Annotated in this window: 17 protein-coding genes; 5 read left to right on the top strand and 12 right to left on the bottom strand. The window is 60.5% G+C overall.

Annotation, left to right across the window (positions count from 1 at the left end; translation table 11 throughout):
* Positions 1-11 precede the first annotated feature (11 nt).
* The 5 genes from ACSMEV_RS07850 to rplM all read right to left on the bottom strand — a co-directional run bounded on the left by ACSMEV_RS07850 (position 12) and on the right by rplM (position 3692).
* Positions 12-791 (bottom strand): cytochrome c1, encoded by a 780-nt coding sequence (locus ACSMEV_RS07850; RefSeq protein WP_459207917.1) that lies wholly within the window; start codon positions 789-791, stop codon positions 12-14.
* Entirely contained in the window at positions 791-2002 is a 1212-nt protein-coding gene (locus ACSMEV_RS07845; RefSeq protein WP_459207916.1) for a cytochrome b, read from the bottom strand. Before ACSMEV_RS07845 ends, ACSMEV_RS07850 begins: the two co-directional genes overlap by 1 nt.
* On the bottom strand, positions 2002-2595 hold the full coding sequence (gene petA / locus ACSMEV_RS07840) for a ubiquinol-cytochrome c reductase iron-sulfur subunit (protein ID WP_459207915.1): 594 nt from the start codon (positions 2593-2595) through the stop codon (positions 2002-2004). The genes ACSMEV_RS07845 and petA overlap by 1 nt, the downstream gene beginning before the upstream one ends.
* 261 nt (positions 2596-2856) lie before the next feature.
* Positions 2857-3249, bottom strand: a complete 393-nt coding sequence (rpsI, locus tag ACSMEV_RS07835; RefSeq protein ID WP_028696599.1) for a 30S ribosomal protein S9 — start codon at positions 3247-3249, stop codon at positions 2857-2859.
* Between the two features lie 14 nt (positions 3250-3263).
* Complete coding sequence (gene rplM, locus ACSMEV_RS07830; RefSeq protein ID WP_413048781.1) at positions 3264-3692, bottom strand: 50S ribosomal protein L13; 429 nt, start codon at positions 3690-3692, stop codon at positions 3264-3266.
* A gap of 256 nt (positions 3693-3948) precedes the next feature.
* Between rplM and ACSMEV_RS07825 the strand changes: the two genes are divergently transcribed.
* Positions 3949-4989, top strand: coding sequence for an NADP(H)-dependent aldo-keto reductase (locus ACSMEV_RS07825; protein WP_459207914.1), 1041 nt, complete (start codon positions 3949-3951; stop codon positions 4987-4989).
* 215 nt (positions 4990-5204) lie between these two features.
* Positions 5205-6128: a GlxA family transcriptional regulator gene (locus ACSMEV_RS07820; RefSeq protein WP_459208308.1), complete on the top strand. Its 924-nt coding sequence runs from the start codon at positions 5205-5207 to the stop codon at positions 6126-6128.
* A gap of 94 nt (positions 6129-6222) precedes the next feature.
* Here ACSMEV_RS07820 and zapE read toward each other — a convergent pair whose 3' ends face one another.
* The 3 genes from zapE to ACSMEV_RS07805 all read right to left on the bottom strand — a co-directional run bounded on the left by zapE (position 6223) and on the right by ACSMEV_RS07805 (position 9411).
* Positions 6223-7317, bottom strand: a complete 1095-nt coding sequence (gene zapE, locus ACSMEV_RS07815; protein ID WP_459207913.1) for a cell division protein ZapE — start codon at positions 7315-7317, stop codon at positions 6223-6225.
* Positions 7318-7400: 83 nt separating this feature from the next.
* Complete coding sequence (locus ACSMEV_RS07810) at positions 7401-8750, bottom strand: tryptophan--tRNA ligase (protein WP_459207912.1); 1350 nt, start codon at positions 8748-8750, stop codon at positions 7401-7403.
* 25 nt (positions 8751-8775) lie between these two features.
* A complete protein-coding gene (locus ACSMEV_RS07805; RefSeq protein ID WP_459207911.1) occupies positions 8776-9411 on the bottom strand; it encodes an alpha/beta hydrolase in 636 nt (211 codons plus the stop codon).
* 140 nt (positions 9412-9551) lie between these two features.
* Here ACSMEV_RS07805 and ACSMEV_RS07800 point away from each other — a divergent pair, with 140 nt between their 5' ends.
* Positions 9552-9989, top strand: a complete 438-nt coding sequence (locus ACSMEV_RS07800; protein ID WP_296264594.1) for a Z-ring associated ZapG family protein — start codon at positions 9552-9554, stop codon at positions 9987-9989.
* Between the two features lie 57 nt (positions 9990-10046).
* Here the strand turns inward: ACSMEV_RS07800 and ACSMEV_RS07795 are convergent.
* A protein-coding gene (locus ACSMEV_RS07795; RefSeq protein ID WP_459207910.1) for an IS3 family transposase occupies positions 10047-11266 on the bottom strand; the annotation gives its coding sequence in 2 pieces (ribosomal slippage) (positions 10047-10918 and positions 10918-11266; 1221 coding nt in all).
* 376 nt (positions 11267-11642) lie between these two features.
* Here ACSMEV_RS07795 and ACSMEV_RS07790 point away from each other — a divergent pair.
* A complete protein-coding gene (locus tag ACSMEV_RS07790) occupies positions 11643-12485 on the top strand; it encodes an S-type pyocin domain-containing protein (protein WP_459207909.1) in 843 nt (280 codons plus the stop codon).
* Positions 12482-12745 carry a bacteriocin immunity protein gene (locus ACSMEV_RS07785; RefSeq protein WP_459207908.1) on the top strand — a complete coding sequence of 88 codons (264 nt, stop codon included), beginning with the start codon at positions 12482-12484 and terminating at the stop codon, positions 12743-12745. The genes ACSMEV_RS07790 and ACSMEV_RS07785 overlap by 4 nt, the downstream gene beginning before the upstream one ends.
* A gap of 79 nt (positions 12746-12824) precedes the next feature.
* On the opposite strand, the gene cysN is transcribed toward ACSMEV_RS07785, so the two are convergent.
* The 3 genes from cysN to ACSMEV_RS07770 form a co-directional block, all read right to left on the bottom strand.
* Positions 12825-14726 carry a sulfate adenylyltransferase subunit CysN gene (gene cysN / locus ACSMEV_RS07780; RefSeq protein ID WP_459207907.1) on the bottom strand — a complete coding sequence of 634 codons (1902 nt, stop codon included), beginning with the start codon at positions 14724-14726 and terminating at the stop codon, positions 12825-12827.
* 15 nt (positions 14727-14741) lie between these two features.
* Entirely contained in the window at positions 14742-15659 is a 918-nt protein-coding gene (cysD, locus tag ACSMEV_RS07775) for a sulfate adenylyltransferase subunit CysD (RefSeq protein ID WP_296264582.1), read from the bottom strand.
* 167 nt (positions 15660-15826) lie between these two features.
* Entirely contained in the window at positions 15827-16585 is a 759-nt protein-coding gene (locus tag ACSMEV_RS07770) for a Nif3-like dinuclear metal center hexameric protein (protein WP_459207906.1), read from the bottom strand.
* Positions 16586-16736 lie beyond the last annotated feature (151 nt).

Below are 16736 nucleotides of genomic sequence, written 5' to 3'. Positions count from 1 at the left end.
CGGCTGCGCGATCAGTGCACGTCCTTCCAGTACTCGCGCTTGAGGAAATAGGCGAATACGAAGAAGACGGCCAGATACAGCAGCACATAGGTGCCGATGCGCTGGCTCTCCAGCTTCACCGGGTTGGCCGAATAGGCCAGGAAGGTCACCAGATTCTTGACCTTCTCGTCGAACTGTTCGGGCGCCAGGGTACCGGAATTCGGCTCCACGGTCAGCTGATCGCAGGCTTCGTGGGTCAATGGACTGCCAGTCAGCGGGTCAAATTGTTTCTTGCCCTCGACGACGGTCTGCACCTGCTTGCAGCCGATCACCTGATTGCCCTGCAGTCCTGCCAGCACATTGGGCATGCCGACGTTGGGGAACACCTTGTTGTTGACGCCGTAGGGCCGCGACGGGTCGGCATAGAAGCTGCGCAGGTAGCTGTACAGCCAATCTTCGCCACGCACTCGGGCGACCAAGGTCAAGTCGGGCGGCGCGGCACCGAACCATGTCTTGGCATCTTGAGCCTGCATGCCGATCTTCATGTGGTCGCCGATCTTGGCACCGGTGAACACCAGGTTTTCCAGCATCACGTCGTGGGGGATGTCCAAGTCATCGGCCACACGCTCGTAACGTTGGAATTTGGCGCTGTGGCAACCCATGCAGTAGTTGGCGAAGGTGCGCGCGCCGTCTTGCAGGGCGGCTTTGTCGGAGAGGTCGACATCGACCCTGTCCAGCGTAACGCCATGCTCCGCCGCCCAGGCGAACAGTGGGAAGAAAGCCAGCAACAGTACAACAATCAACTTATTCATCAGCCAGTCACCCTTTCCGGAACCGGTTTGGTCTGTTCGAGCCGGGTATAGAACGGCATCAGCAGGAAGTAGCCGAAGTACAGCGCGGTGCATACCTGCGAGAGCAAGGTGCGGCCAGGGGTCGGTGCTAAAACGCCCAACACGCCCAGGATTACGAAGGAGATGCAGAACACCAGCAGGAACACTTTGCTCAGCCAACCCTTGTAGCGCATCGAGCGCACCGGGCTACGATCGAGCCAGGGCAGCACGAACAGCACTGCGATCGCCGCGCCCATGGCGATTACCCCCATCAGCTTGTCGGGCACTGCGCGCAAGATCGCGTAGAAAGGCGTGAAGTACCAGACCGGCGCGATGTGCTCAGGGGTCTTGAAAGCGTTGGCTTGCTCGAAGTTGGGTTTTTCCAGGAAGTACCCGCCCATTTCCGGGAAGAAGAACACCACCGAACAGAAGACGAACAAGAACACCACGACACCGACGATATCCTTGACCGTGTAGTACGGGTGGAACGGAATGCCGTCGAGGGGAATGCCGTTTTCGTCCTTGTGTTTCTTGATGTCGATGCCGTCGGGGTTGTTCGAACCCACTTCGTGCAGCGCCAGAATGTGCAACACCACAAGCCCGAGGATGACGATGGGCAGTGCCACCACGTGCAAGGCGAAGAAGCGGTTCAAGGTGATACCGGAAATCAGGTAGTCGCCGCGGATCCATTGGGTCAGGTCGTCGCCGATCACAGGAATGGCACCGAACAGCGAAATGATCACCTGCGCGCCCCAGTACGACATCTGTCCCCAGGGCAACAGATAGCCCATGAACGCTTCGGCCATCAGCGCCAGATAGATCAGCATGCCGAAAAGCCAGACGAGTTCGCGGGGCTTTTGGTAGGAACCGTAGAGCAGGCCGCGGAACATGTGCAGGTAGACCACGATGAAGAACGCCGACGCCCCGGTGGAGTGCAGGTAGCGCAGAATCCAGCCGTATTCCACATCGCGCATGATGTATTCGACCGATGCGAACGCCTCTTCGGCCGACGGCGTGAAGCTCATGGTCAGCCACACGCCGGTGACGATCTGGTTGACCAGCACCAGCAACGCCAGAGAGCCGAAGAAGTACAGGAAGTTGAAATTCTTCGGCGCGTAGTACTTGCTCAGGTGCTCTTCCCACATCTTGGTCGCGGGGAAGCGCGCATCGACCCATTGCATGAACTTGCTCATCACACGTTCTCCTGATCGACGCCGATGACGACGATGTCGTCCGACTCATAGGCATGGGGAGGCACAGGCAGGTTGAGAGGCGCTGGCTGCGATTTGTAGACGCGACCCGCCATGTCGTAGTGCGAACCATGGCAAGGGCAGAAATAGCCGCCGACCCATTTGGGGCCCAGGTCGACCGGTGCCACTTCGGGACGGAACGTGGGCGAACAGCCCAGATGGGTACACAACCCGACGAGGATGAGAATGTCCGGCTTGATGGAACGCGTCTGCGCGTCGACATACGTGGGTTGATCGGAGGCCTTGGACTGTGGGTCGGACAGATCGTCGACGATCTTTTGCAGGTTGCCCAGGATCTCCGGCGTGCGGCGCACGATGAACACAGGCTGGCCACGCCACTCGGCCACCATCTGCTGACCAGGCTCGATCTTGGCGATGTTGACCTTGACCGGTGCGCCCGCCGCCTTGGCTTTGGCGCTGGGAAACCATGACCCCACGAACGGTACCGCAGCGCCCACTGCCCCCGCTGCACCCACCACCGAAGTGGCAGCTACAAGGAAGCGGCGCCGCCCTGCATTGACGCCGTCATTACTCATTCAGTCCTCTCCCCATCAGCGTTCACGACCCGTTCTGCGGGCCTGTCATCAGGCAATATCTGTGGCACCAAAAATTGGCCGCCATGGTAAGAAACAAGCCCACACAATGACAAGGTGATTAGCAGCGAGGCGGCGCCAACACTCGCATTGCTTGATCTACGTCTATAAGGCGAGACGAAGCGGGTACGAACAAGGCCAACGCACGGGCAAAAAAAAACCCGATTCCAAGGAATCGGGTTTTTCTCGACTGCCGAAGCGCGATTAACGCTTGGAGTACTGAGGACGCTTACGCGCTTTACGCAGACCCACTTTCTTACGCTCGACTTCACGAGCATCGCGGGTGACGTAGCCAGCGCGGCGCAGTGCTGGGCGCAGGGCTTCGTCATATTCCATCAGAGCGCGGGTGATGCCGTGGCGGATTGCGCCGGCTTGACCGCTGACACCACCACCGGCAACGGTGACGTAGATGTCGAACTTCTCGAGGTTCTCGGTCAGTTCCAGCGGCTGGCGAACAACCATGCGAGCGGTTTCGCGGCCGAAGAACGTGTCCAGAGGACGGTTGTTGATGGAGATGTTGCCAGTACCTGGACGCAGGAACACGCGAGCGGTTGCGGTCTTGCGACGGCCAGTGCCGTAATTTTGAGTCGCCGACATAATGAACTATCCCGTTAGATCTTCAGTTCTTGAGGCTGCTGAGCAGTGTGTGGGTGAGCTGCACCCGCGTACACTTTCAGCTTGCGGTACATGTCGCGGCCCAGCGGGTTCTTAGGCAGCATGCCTTTGACCGCGGTCTCGATCACGCGCTCGGGGGCCTTGGCGATCAACTTCTCGAAGTTGATTTCCTTGATACCGCCCGGGAAGCCGGAGTGGGAGTAGTACATTTTGTCTGTAGCTTTGGCACCAGTGACACGTACCTGCTCGGCGTTGATGACGACGATGTAGTCGCCGGTGTCAACGTGAGGGGTGTATTCTGCCTTGTGCTTGCCGCGCAGACGAAGAGCGATTTCGGTGGCGAGACGACCCAGGGTCTGGCCAGCGGCGTCGACGACGAACCAGTCGCGCGTTACTGTTTCCGGTTTAGCAGTAAAAGTTTTCATTCTCTAAAGCCTCAGAGGCCGCCCAGCGAAAATTAAGACGGCGAATCTTACTGGTTAGTGCATCACTTGACAAGTCAAGCGCGCAGCCGCATACGGACGCTATAGGGGGCTCGGGTCGGCGCGTCCAGATTCGGCAAAGGTTTCTCGTACAACGCGGTGCATCACTTCCGCAGCGCACGAAGGCGCGTAATTATCCAGATTACGAGGAAAACTTCAACCCGCTTCGAGCATTTTCTACCAGAGGAGACAGACCCACATGGAATACCGCAAGTTAGGTGGCACCGCGCTCGAGGTCAGCGCCCTGTGCCTGGGCAGCATGACCTGGGGCGAGCAGAACGACGAGTCCGAAGCATTCGAGCAGATCGCCATGGCCCGCGATCACGGAGTCAACTTCATCGATACCGCCGAGATGTACCCCGTGCCTCCTCGCCCGGAAACCTATGCCGCCACCGAGCGCATCATCGGCAACTGGTTCCGCCGCCATGGCGACCGCGAGCAATGGACACTGGCCAGCAAGATCGCAGGCCCGGGCAACGGCATCAGCCATATCCGCGACGGCCAGCTCAGGCACAACCGCCAGCACATCGTCGCGGCACTCGACGCCAGCTTGCAGCGCTTGGGCACCGACTACCTCGACCTCTACCAACTGCATTGGCCGGAACGCAGCACCAATTTCTTCGGCAAGCTCGGTTACCAGCACCTGCCGCACGACCATTTCACGCCTTTGGAAGAAACCCTCGAGGCGCTGGACGAACAGGTCCGCGCAGGCAAGATCCGCCATATCGGCCTGTCCAACGAAACGCCCTGGGGCACCATGAAGTTCCTGCAACTGGCCGAAAGCCGCGGCTGGCCACGAGCGGTGTCGATCCAGAATCCCTACAACCTGCTCAATCGCAGCTTCGAGGTCGGCCTGGCGGAAGTGGCGATCCGCGAGCAATGCGGCCTGCTGGCCTATTCGCCTCTGGCCTTCGGCATGCTGTCGGGCAAGTACGAGCAAGGCGCCCGCCCCGAAGGGGCACGCCTGACCTTGTTCAGCCGCTTCGCCCGCTACGCCAACCCGCAGACCGTCGCCGCTTGCAGCCGCTACGTGCAGCTGGCCCGCGAACACGGCCTGGACCCGGCGCAAATGGCCCTGGCCTTCGTCACCCGCCAGCCGTTCGTGACCAGCAACATCATCGGCGCGACCAACCTCGAACAGCTCAAGCTCAACCTCGACAGCAGCCGCCTCAACCTGAGCGACGAACTGCTCGCGGCCATCGAGGCCATCCACCAGGACCAACCCAACCCGGCTCCCTGACCACGGTGGGGCGCTCCGGCGCCCTCCTCTGCCGTTTCACCCTAGACAACGACGAAAAAAGGTAAGACGATCCAGCCACGGATTGACCACTTACCCCTATAAGAACAAAGACCATGACGCCCATTTCCTCTCGTGCTCACTTGCAGCGCGTCAGCATCCTGGCCACCGATCAGGTGTTCGCCTCGACCCTGATGCAGGCCAAGGATTTCTTCCACCTGGCCAGCCTGCGCTACAGCCGCCAGCTTGGCCTGAGCCCACAGCCGATGTTCGAGATCTGCCTGGTCAGCCCCAACGGCCAAGCGGTCGACAGCTTCAGCAAGGTGCGCATTCCCGTCGACGGCGGCCTGGACGATGCCGACGTGATCATCCTGCCGGCCTTTTCCGACGACTTCGACCGGCTGCTGGCCAAGTCGCCCCAGGTACTGCCCTGGCTGCGCGCGCAGCATGCCCGCGGCGCGGTGCTCTGCGGCGAGGCCAGCGGGGTGTTCTGGCTGGCCGAAGCCGGGCTGCTCGATGGCAAGGAGGCGACCACCTACTGGCGCTTCTTCAACAGCTTCGCCGAGCGCTTCCCGAAGGTACGGCTGAACCAGGACAAGCACCTGACCGACGCCGACAACCTGTATTGCGCAGGCGGCACCACCTCGGCCTGCGACCTGTACATCTACCTCATCGAGCGTTTCTGCGGCGCCAACGTCGCGCAAGCGGTAGCCCGCGACATCCTCTACGAAGTGCAACGCAACTACACGCCGGGGCGCATGGGTTTCGGCGGCCAGAAGCTGCATCAGGACCTGATCATCCTGCAGATCCAGCACTGGCTGGAAGACCACTTCGCCGACAAGTTCCGCTTCGAGGACGTGGCCCGCAACCATGGCATGAGCATTCGCAATTTCATGCGCAGGTTCCAGGGCGCCACGGGCGACAAGCCCCTGCACTACCTGCAGCGCCTGCGCATCGAAACCGCCAAGGGCCTGCTGTCGAGCACACGCAAGAGCATCAAGACCATCAGTTACGAAGTCGGGTACGACGACGCCAGCTTCTTCGCTCGGCTGTTCCGCCAGCACACCGACCTCTCGCCCAACCAATACCGCCAGCAGTTCATGCAGGACAACGACCGGCCTGCCGTGGCCAACGGCAGGTAAACCCGGGCGCTCTACCGCCACCAACGAAAAAGCCGGGCAGACTCAGGTCTGCGCCGGCTTTTTTCGTATTGGCTGGAGGCTGCGACGTACCGTATTAAGGCTTGTGCGCGCGCGACAGGAACTCGTGGGATTGCATTTCCAGCAGGCGGCTCAAAGTGCGTTGGAACTCGAAGCTCAGACGCCCGCCGGTGTAGAGATCCTTGAGTTCGACTTCCGCCGAAATGATGAGCTTGACGTTGCGGTCGTAGAACTCGTCGACCATGTTGATGAAGCGACGGGCGATGTCGTCGGAGGCTACGCCCATCTGCTCGACGTTACTGAGCAGCACGGCGTGGAAGATCTTGCCCAGCTCGATGTAGTCGTTCTGGCTACGCGGGCCGTCGCACAGGGCGCGGAAATCGAACCAGGCGACGTCGTCGCAAGTGCGCAAGGCATGGATTTCGCGGTTTTCGATCGTCAGCACGTCGTTTTCCACCGCCTGCGTGCAATCGGGCGTCAGCGCCTTGAAGCTCTGGCGCAGGCTTTCGTGGGCAGCGTCGTTGAGCGGGTAGTGGAACAGCTCGGCCTGTTCGAGATGGCGCAGACGGTAGTCCACGCCGCTGTCGACGTTCACCACATCGGTGTACTGCTTGATCATGGCGATGGCTGGCAGGAAGCGTGCGCGCTGCAGGCCGTCCTTGTACAGGCCGTCCGGCACGATGTTCGAAGTGGCCACCAGGGTGACGCCGTTCTTGAACAGCTCTTCCATCAAGGTGCCGAGGATCATGGCGTCGGTGATGTCGGAGACGAAGAACTCGTCGAAGCAGATGACCCGCGCCTCGTTGGAGAAACGCTTGGCGATGACGGTCAGGGGGTTCTTCTCGCCCTTGAGGGTTTTCATTTCCTCGTGCACACGCTTCATGAAGCGGTGGAAGTGCGTACGCATCTTCTGCGGGAACGGCAGGGCTTCGAAGAAGGTGTCGACCAGATAGGTCTTGCCGCGACCGACGCCACCCCAGAAATACAGGCCCTTGACCGGGGTCTGCTCCTTGCGGCCGAACAGCTTGCCGAGCATGCCCGGTTTGTTGTTCTGCGCCGCCAGCAGGTCGTCGTACAGCCGCTGCAAGTGACGGACCGCCGTTTCCTGCGCTGCGTCGTGGAAGAAGTCGGGACGTTTGAGATCTGCTTGGTATCGTTCTAGAGGCGTCATAATTCGCTAGCGAGGCAACAAAACCGGGCCGTCACTGTAGCGACGGCCCTGAGTAATGGCAATCAGACTTGCGTCAATCTGCCTCAGGCCTCGACCGGCTGCAATGCCGCACGCAGCCTGGCGATGGCTGCATCGCGCGCTTGCGCATCGGCGAAGGTTGGGCCTTCGGCGACCGCTTCGCCTTCCAGCCAGAGGCTGAAGCCCAGGCCTTCCACGTGCACGTCCGCCTCACCGCCCTGCTGCAATTGCTTGCTGACGGCGCCAGCGCTCTTGCCGTCGGCGAAAGTGCGCGAGAGCAGCAGTTGCTCGCCATCGGCAGCCAGCAGGCGGAAGCGGAAGCTGCCGTCCTGCTCGCGGAAGCTGACGAAGCGGGCACTCTTGGCGGCCTTCTTGGCCACTTCGGGCGCGGCCTGGACGATGTTGCGGAACGAACGCAGGCCCACTGCTTCGCGCAATTGTTCGAGGAACGGCGTGGCGGTGCGGCGCGCCTTGGCGGCACCGGCGAGCAGGATGTCTTCGAGGTCTGCCGGACGGGCCAGCAGCTCGTGGTAACGCTCGCGGGGCGCGGCCAGTTGGCCGTCGAGCAGTTGGAACAGGCGTTGCTTGGCTTCGCCCCAACCCAGGCCCTGCAGTAGGTCGTCGCGCAGGGTTTGCGCCTGGGCCGGAGTGGCGAAGGCCTGGAACAGGGTGAACAGGTGCGAGGTGTCCGGATCTTTAGCTTCGCCGGGCGCGCGCGAGTCGGTGACGATGCGCGAAATGGCGTCCTTCATCTCCTTGGCGCTGGCGAACAAGGGGATGGTGTTGTCATAGCTCTTGGACATCTTGCGCCCATCGAGGCCCGGCAGCGTGGCGACGCTTTCCTCGATCACCGCCTCCGGCAGGGTGAAGAACTCTTTGCCCTGGCCGAACAGGTGATTGAAGCGCTGGCCGATGTCGCGGGCCATTTCCACGTGCTGCACCTGGTCGCGGCCGACCGGCACGCGGTGGGCGTTGAACATGAGGATGTCGGCGGCCATCAGCACCGGGTAGCTGAACAGCCCCATGCTCACGCCGGCATCCGGGTCTTCGCCATTCTCCAGGTTCTTGTCGACAGAGGCTTTATAGGCGTGCGCGCGGTTGAGCAGGCCCTTGCCGGCGACGCAGGTCAGCAGCCAGGTGAGTTCGGGAATTTCGGGGATGTCCGACTGGCGATAGAAGGTGACCTTGTCCGGATCCAGGCCACCGGCCAGCCAGGTGGCGGCGATTTCCAGACGCGAGCGCTGGATGCGCTGCGGGTCGTCGCACTTGATCAGGGCGTGGTAGTCGGCCAGGAAATAGAAGGAGTCGACGCCCGGCTGCTGGCTGGCGCGGATGGCCGGGCCGATGGCGCCAGCAAAGTTGCCCAGATGCGGGGTGCCGGTGGTGGTGATGCCGGTAAGGATACGCGTAGTCATGGGTGTTCGCTTGGTCAGGCTTGGCTCAGTTCGAGAGGCGCGGCAACAGCAGATCTTTCAGATCGGTCAGCTTGCCATGGAAGAAGTGCCCGCATTCTGCCACTTTCAGCAACGCATGGGGGCGTGGCAGCGCGTCAGACCATTCGTAAACCACGCGCGGATCGATGACCTCGTCGGCGTCGGGCTGGATCAGGGTGATCGGGCAGCGCTGCGGCAGCGCGAACTGCTCGGTCAGGCGCATCACGGCCGGGGCGATCATGAACAGCTGGGCGATGTCGACGCCCTGGCGTTCGAGGCGACCGGCCAAGGCCGTGGCCACGAAGCCACCGAAGGAAAAGCCCATCAGCACCAGCGGCAGCTGCGGATGACGCTGGCGCAGCCATTGGGCGGCGGCTTCGCTGTCGTCGACCTCCCCCGCCCCCATGTCGGAGCTGCCGGCGCTCTGGCCCACGCCGCGATAGTTGAAGCGCAGCGTGCTGTAGCCGGCGTCGCGGGCGGTGCGTTGCAGGGTCGAGACCACCTTGTTGAGCATGGTGCCGCCCTGCACCGGGTTGGGGTGGCAGATCAGCACCACGCCACGGGCGTTCTCCAGTTCCAGGTGCAGGCCTTCCAAGGGGCCGATCGGACCGTCGATGACGCAAGGGGTTTCGCGGACAAGCAAGGCTCTACTCCGTGACCTCGGGAGGGGTCGATTCGTCTAGCGGATTGAATTCTGTTCTGAGATAGTTGCGATCGCTCGCGGTATACAGCGCAGGTCTGAGCCGTTAACGTAAAGCAAAGCCGTTTATAGAGGAAGGACTCGTGGAACTCTCGCTCCTTGTTTGGTTGTTGCCGACCCTGGCATTGGTGGTCGGCGTGGTCGCCGGCTTTGTCGCTGCCCGTCTGCTGCCCCGTGCCGCGCCCAACAGCTCGCAACGTCAGCTGGACGATCTCCAGCAACGCTTCGACAGTTACCAGAACGAAGTGGTGACGCACTTCAACAGCACCGCCACCCTGGTCAAGCGCCTGACCCAGAGCTATCAGGACGTGCAGGACCACCTGGCCGAAGGCGCCGACCGCCTGGCGCTCGACGATCTCACCCGCCAGCGTCTGCTCGCCGCCTTGCACTCCGAAGCGCCGCAGCACCACCGCGACCGCCTGACCCCACCACGCGACAGCGCCGATGCCCCACGCGACTACGCACCAAAAGCGCCGAACTCGCCGGGCATGCTCGATGAGAGCTATGGTTTGAAGCATTGAGTCGTCGCTGTCTAGTCCTGAAATAGGTTTACACCTGTTCAGGTAGGCCGACAGGCCTCAAAACGCCCGATGCACCGCATCGGGCGTTTTGTTTTTCAGGGCCGTATGGGGCCGTTCTGTGTTGTAGATCTGTACCGCCTCGTCAACCATCTGCCTCGCTTGCTCAAGATCTTCAGGGCTGCTCAACAGCAGCTCCATCTTGAGGATTCCGTTGATTCGCTCGGCCAGCGCGTTCTGGTAGCAGTCATACCCATCAGTCATGGAGCACTGAACATCGTGCCGTTGGTGCAGTGACTGGTATAGCGCCGAGCAATATTGGATGCCTCGATCCGAATGGTGAACTAATGGCTGGCGACGACGCCGCTTTCGTAATGCCTGCTTGAAGGCTTGTGCCACTGACTCGGCATGTAGGCTTTCATGGACGTGGTGACCCACAATTTTCCTGGAGTACGCATCCGTTACCAGACTCAGGTACAGCGGGCCGTTACGCGCGGGCAGGTAAGTAATGTCGGCAACCCAGACGTGCTCCGGCCTTGTCGGAACGACTTGGCTTGGGCCGGCCTTGAGTAAGTTGGGATGGCGGTAGAATCGATGAAAACTCTGTGTTGTCTTGTGATAGGCCCGCTTGGGCAGCACCAGCAAACGGCGCTCTCCCAAGACCTGAAACAGCCTATCTCGACCGACCTGGAATCGTTTGTCAGGCCGGCAATGCAGCAGATAGTGCAGCTTGCGTGTACCCAGACGAGGCTGGCGCATCCGGACTTGCTGCACAAACTCAACCACCCGATCTGCCTGGCGTTCCTTTCTATCAGCAGCTCGGTTGCGCTTGTAGTAAGCCTGACGACTGATGCCTAGAAACTGACAAGCCCTGGCAATGCTCAGTCCTGCGACTTGACCTTGCGAGAGGACTTGCCGGATCGCTTTTTTACGACCGAGACGCCATAGTCATTTTTCAGAACATCAACGACCGTTTCAAAGAACTGGGCCTTATGGCTCATCAGCTCAAGCTGTTGCTCAAGCTCTTTGATCCGCTGCTCTGGAGTGAGCGGTTTGAGGTCAGACATCGCGCAGCTCCTCTCGTCGCGGATCGAGGCCCCCTGGCTCCAATCCTGCCGACCATGCTTACGCAACCATACCAGAACCGTCGACCGACCCTGGATGCCAAACCGCACCTGGGCCTGCTTGTAAGTCAGTTCGCCTTTTTCAATCTGATCAACCACCGCCAATTTAAAAGACAGCGAGTAATCACCCTGTGTGCGCTTTACACCTTGCTCCATCTGACTCTCCAGAAACTCGGGATTAGAGGTGTAAACCTTATTCAGGACGGGACACGCCGAAGCAGAGCAACAAAGACAAGCTGAGGCTGAACGCCTGGCCGCCGAGGCAGAGCAACAAAGACAAGACGCTCTGCGCCTAAAAATTTCTTATATCGATAACTCAAAAATTGCCACTTCGACGCCGAGGATAGTCCCTATCGGCGCAGCGACCTTTGCAATCTCTGAGGCTGCTTATTTAGCAATGAGCGAAGCAATCAGCTCAGCGGTCACAAGCTTAATTTCAGCGACTTTTCCGTCACTTGCCGTGGGCACACTATCAATGCTTTGGCCGTCAACTTTGGGCAACGGAGAGCGGCGCTATCTTATAAGTGTCCCGGTGAGCAATCTCATCCCTGCAGACAGGTCCGATCTGGTCCAACAGATACAACCCTCGACAAGCATTAATCTTCCCTATTGGATGGCAGGAATTGAAAATGAAGAAGATCTAGACCTATACGTAGTTCCCGGCAGTGGGCCGATAGCCATTCGCGAAGCAGCGTTCGACAGTGAACGGCAACTCTACAGTCTGGCGTTAGAAAAACCTCAACGAATTTTGACTTGGACCCCCGCTACAGCACCTGGAACCGAGACAGGGAATCTAACTCCCCTCCCTTCTGAACCATCCACCGTAGTTATTTACGAGGGCGCCAGTTTAACGCCTACTGACAGCCTCAAAAATTACTATCCTGGTCATGAGGCTATAGATCAAGACAGGCTGATTGTTACTTTTCCAACGGACTCTGGTCTTCCTCCCATTCTCGTGGTCTTCAGAAGCCCACGGTATGAACCAGGCACTGCCCATGGACAAGGCACTGCGATAACCGAACCCTGGCGAGCAGCGACTTCAAGCATTAATGGAGCCCCTATTCCAGACCGTATAGCGGAAGCCTTGAGAGGAATGGAATTCAAAACGTTCGATGCATTCAGAAAGCGCTTTTGGAAGACCATAGCCAATGATGTAGAATTTTCAGAGCTTTTCAGCGAGGATGATCTCTTCAGAATGAAAAAAGAGGGATATGCGCCACGAGTCGATTTTATAGATAGCTACAAGCGCCATGCGACACTGGTCCTTCACCATCTCTTGCCAATAAACGAGGGAGGAGGCGTGTATGATATTGACAATATCAGAGTGGTTACACCAGCTGTTCATCACGCGATACATTACGGAGTTAAACAATGAACCAAAAAAAATCCTTAACTGACTACACCGAAAGTGAATTCCTGCACCTCATTGAGCAAATTAAGCAGGCTAACCGTAATGAGCCAGACCATATTTTAGGCTCTATCCTCTATCACTTCTCAGAAATTACCGAGCACCCGAGAGGATATGACCTTATATTCAAACCGGAAAATGAAGGCGATGCAGCACCTCACCGAATACTTACAATTGTGAAGGACTGGCGGCAGGCAAACGGCAAAACAGGTTTCAAAGAACTTTAAGTATTGAATACAAATGCTCTGGATTTTCCATTTACGAAAAACCCCGCCGAAGCGGGGTTTTTCTGTACAACCTCAGCGCTTAGATCGCGCCACGCCGACGCAACGCATCCAGCACCTGCTTCACGCCTTCCTCGACGCTGCTGTTCTGCGTGTCGATCACCACATCGGCGTCCAACGGCACATCGTACGGGAAGCTTTCCCCCGGGATGTTGTCGCCTTCGGCCGCATACAGCCCTTGCGGGTCGCGGGCGCGGCAGGCCAGGGGCGAGGCCTGGACGTAGACGGTCAGCAGGCGGTCCTGGCCGATCAGCGCCTTGGCCTGTTCGCGGCCTTCGGCGTCCGGGGCGACGAAGGCCGCCAGGGTCAGCAGGCCGGCTTCGTTGAACTGGCGTGCCACGTGGGCGGCACGGCGCCAGTTCTCGGTACGACCGGCGCGGTCCTGCGGCAAGCCCTTGTTCAGGTCGTGGCGCAGGTTCTGGCCGTCGAGCACGTAGACCGCACGGCCCATGTCGAACAGCTTGCGCTCCACGGCATAGGCCAGGGTGCTCTTGCCGGCGCCGGACAGGCCGCTGAACAGCACGGTGGCCGGTTGCTGGCCGAAGCGCCGGGCACGCTCTTCGGTGGCGACATGGGCAGTCTTGCCATGCTGGCCGTTACCGCCATGGGGCAGGACCGGCGGCGCGATGATCATGCCGGCGCCGACGGTGCCGTTGGTCAGGCGGTCGATGACGATGAACGCACCGGTGGTGCGGTTGCTGTCATAGCCGTCCAGCGCCACGGCGCTGTCCAGGCTGACCTTGACCTGACCGATTTCGTTGAGCTGCAAGGCACTGGCAGCGCCCTTTTCCAGCGTGTTCACATCGACCTTGTGGGCGATGCTGGCGATCGAGCCCGGCACGTAGCTGGTGGCGCGCTTGATGTCGTATTTCTTGCCCGGCAGCATCGGCTCTTCGGCCATCCACACCAGCATGGCGTCGAACTGGTCGGCCACCGTCGGCACGTTGTCGGCATGCACCAGCAGGTCGCCACGGGAGATGTCGATCTCGTCTTCCATGGTCAGGGTGATGGCCTGGCCGGGACCGGCATTCTCCAGCTCGCCTTCGTAGGTGACGATGGACTTGACCCGGCTGCTCTTGCCCGAGGGCAGCACCACCACTTCGTCGCCCTTGTGCACGATGCCGCTGGCGACGGTGCCGGCGAAGCCGCGGAAGTTCAGGTTCGGGCGGTTGACGTACTGCACCGGGAAACGCAGGTCGGTGAAGTTGCGGTCGGCCGCCACTTCCACGGTTTCCAGGATTTCCATCAGCGCAGGGCCGGTGTACCACGGCGAACGCTCGCTGCGGTTGACCACGTTGTCGCCCTTGAGCGCCGACATGGGTACGAAGTGCAGGCTCGACGGTTGCAGGTCGATGCGCTCGGCGAAGTCCAGGTAGTCGCTCTTGATCGACTCGAAGACGGCTTCGTCGAAGCCCTTCAGGTCCATCTTGTTGACCGCGACCACGATGTGCTTGATGCCCAGCAGGGAAGCGATGTAACTGTGGCGGCGGGTCTGGGTCTGCACGCCGTAGCGGGCGTCGACCAGGATGATCGCCAGGTCGCAGGTCGAGGCGCCGGTGGCCATGTTGCGGGTGTACTGCTCATGGCCCGGGGTGTCGGCGATGATGAACTTGCGCTTGGCGGTGGAGAAGTAGCGGTAGGCGACATCGATGGTGATGCCCTGCTCGCGCTCGGCCTGCAAGCCGTCGACCAGCAACGCCAGGTCGATGTCCTCGCCGGTGGTGCCGGATTTTTTCGAGTCGCGGGTGATGGCCTCGAGGTGGTCCTCGTAGATCATCTTCGAATCGTGCAGCAGGCGCCCGATCAGGGTGCTCTTGCCGTCGTCGACGTTGCCGCAAGTCAGGAAACGCAGGAGTTCCTTGCGCTCGTGCTGGGCCAGGTAGGCGAGGATGTCCTCGCTGATCAGATCAGATTGGTGCGACATGGAGTAACCCTGAAATTAGAAGTAGCCCTGGCGTTTCTTGTCTTCCATGGAGCCGGCACCGTCGTGGTCGATGACCCGGCCCTGGCGCTCGGACGTCCGCGTCAGCAGCATTTCCTGGATGATGTCGGTCAGCGATTCGGCCTCGGACTCGACGGCACCCGTCAACGGGTAGCAGCCCAGGGTGCGGAAGCGCACCTTCTTCTTGACGATGCGAGCCTTCTCTTCCTCGGACAGGTGCTCGAGGATGCGCTCGTCGTCGATCATGATCAGGGTGCCGTTCTTCTCGATGACTTCGCGTTCGGCGGCGAAGTACAGCGGCACGATCGGGATGCCTTCGAGGTAGATGTACTGCCAGATGTCCAGCTCGGTCCAGTTCGACAGCGGGAAGACGCGGATCGACTCGCCCTTGTTGACCTTGCCGTTGTACACGTTCCACAGCTCGGGACGCTGGTTCTTCGGGTCCCAGCGGTGCTTGCTGTCGCGGAACGAGTAGACGCGCTCTTTGGCGCGCGACTTCTCTTCATCGCGACGGGCACCGCCGAAGGCCGCGTCGAAACCATGCTTGTCCAGCGCCTGCTTGAGGCCCTGGGTCTTCATGATGTCGGTGTGCTTGGCGCTGCCGTGGGTGAAGGGGTTGATGCCCTGGGCCACGCCTTCGGGGTTGACGTGGGTGATCAGCTCCAGGCCCATTTCCTCGACCATCTTGTCGCGGAAGCGGTACATCTCTTGGAATTTCCACTGGGTGTCGACGTGCATCACCGGGAAGGGCAACTTGCCTGGAAAGAAGGCCTTGCGCGCCAGGTGCAGCATCACGGCGGAATCCTTGCCGATCGAGTACAGCATGACCGGGTTGTCGAACTCGGCGGCCACCTCGCGGATGATGTGGATGCTTTCCGCCTCCAGCTGTTTCAAGTGCGTCAGTTTGTCGACCATGGCTACTCACGTAAAACGATCTTATGGACGGCCTACGGGCCGTGTTCGAGCAGCGCACTTTATCACAGGGGTTGCTTCTATTTAGAAGGCCGGATAGATCGAAAAGGCCTAACGATATGACTGGGGGTTTGGGCTAGCCGTCGGTGCTTTCTTGGCTAAGGCCCGCCTCAAATCGGATTCGGACAATCGATGAACAGGTGCTCGACAGCGAATCGCCGCGCCAGGTAATCGCCCAAGGCCTGCACCCCATAACGCTCGGTGGCATGGTGCCCGGCGGCGATGAAGCTGATGCCGTGCTCGCGGGCGCTGTGGTAGGTCTGCTCGGAGGCCTCGCCGCTGATGAACAGATCGACCCCCGCCGCGATGGCCTGGTCGATGTAGCCCTGGCCACCGCCGGTGCACCAGCCCACGCGGTGGATCATCTGCTCGCCGTCGATCAACAACGGCTCGCGGCCCAGCACCTCCTGCACGTGCCGGGCGAAGTCGCGCGGCGAGACCGGCTCGGGCAACGCGCCGAGCAGACCGACCACACGCTTGTCGGCCGGGTCCAGCGGGCCTTCGACGGTGATGCCCAATTGCCGGGCGAGCTGCACGTTGTTGCCCACCTCGGGGTGCACGTCCAGCGGCAGGTGGAAGGCTAGCAGGCTGAGGTCGTGTTGCAGCAGGGTCTTCACCCGGCGCTGTTTCATGCCGGTGATGCAAGGGTTCTCGCCCTTCCAGAAATAGCCATGGTGCACCAGCAGCAGGTCGGCTTCGGCCTCTACCGCGGCGTCGATCAACGCCTGACTGGCGGTGACGCCGCTGACGATGCGCCGTACCTGTGGTCGGCCTTCGACCTGCAAGCCGTTGGGGCAGTAGTCCTGAAAGCCCTTGCTGGCCAGGTAGCGTTCGGCTTCGGCGACCAGCGTATCGAGAGCGACAGCCATGGAAAAACTCCTTCAAATCGACCTTGGTGACGGGCGCGCTGCCCGTATAATGCCGGCCATTATGAGCCGCCGACCGCCCCGCGAACACCGCCCGCGGTCGCCGCTCGCCACAGCGCCCTGTCGGCACGTGCCCGACGCTGTGGCCCCCGCC

It is taken from the genome of Pseudomonas sp. MLB6B, from assembly GCF_054508135.1.
The sequence above is the reverse complement of the archived record's forward strand: the minus strand, read 5'-3'. Positions and strand labels throughout refer to the sequence as shown.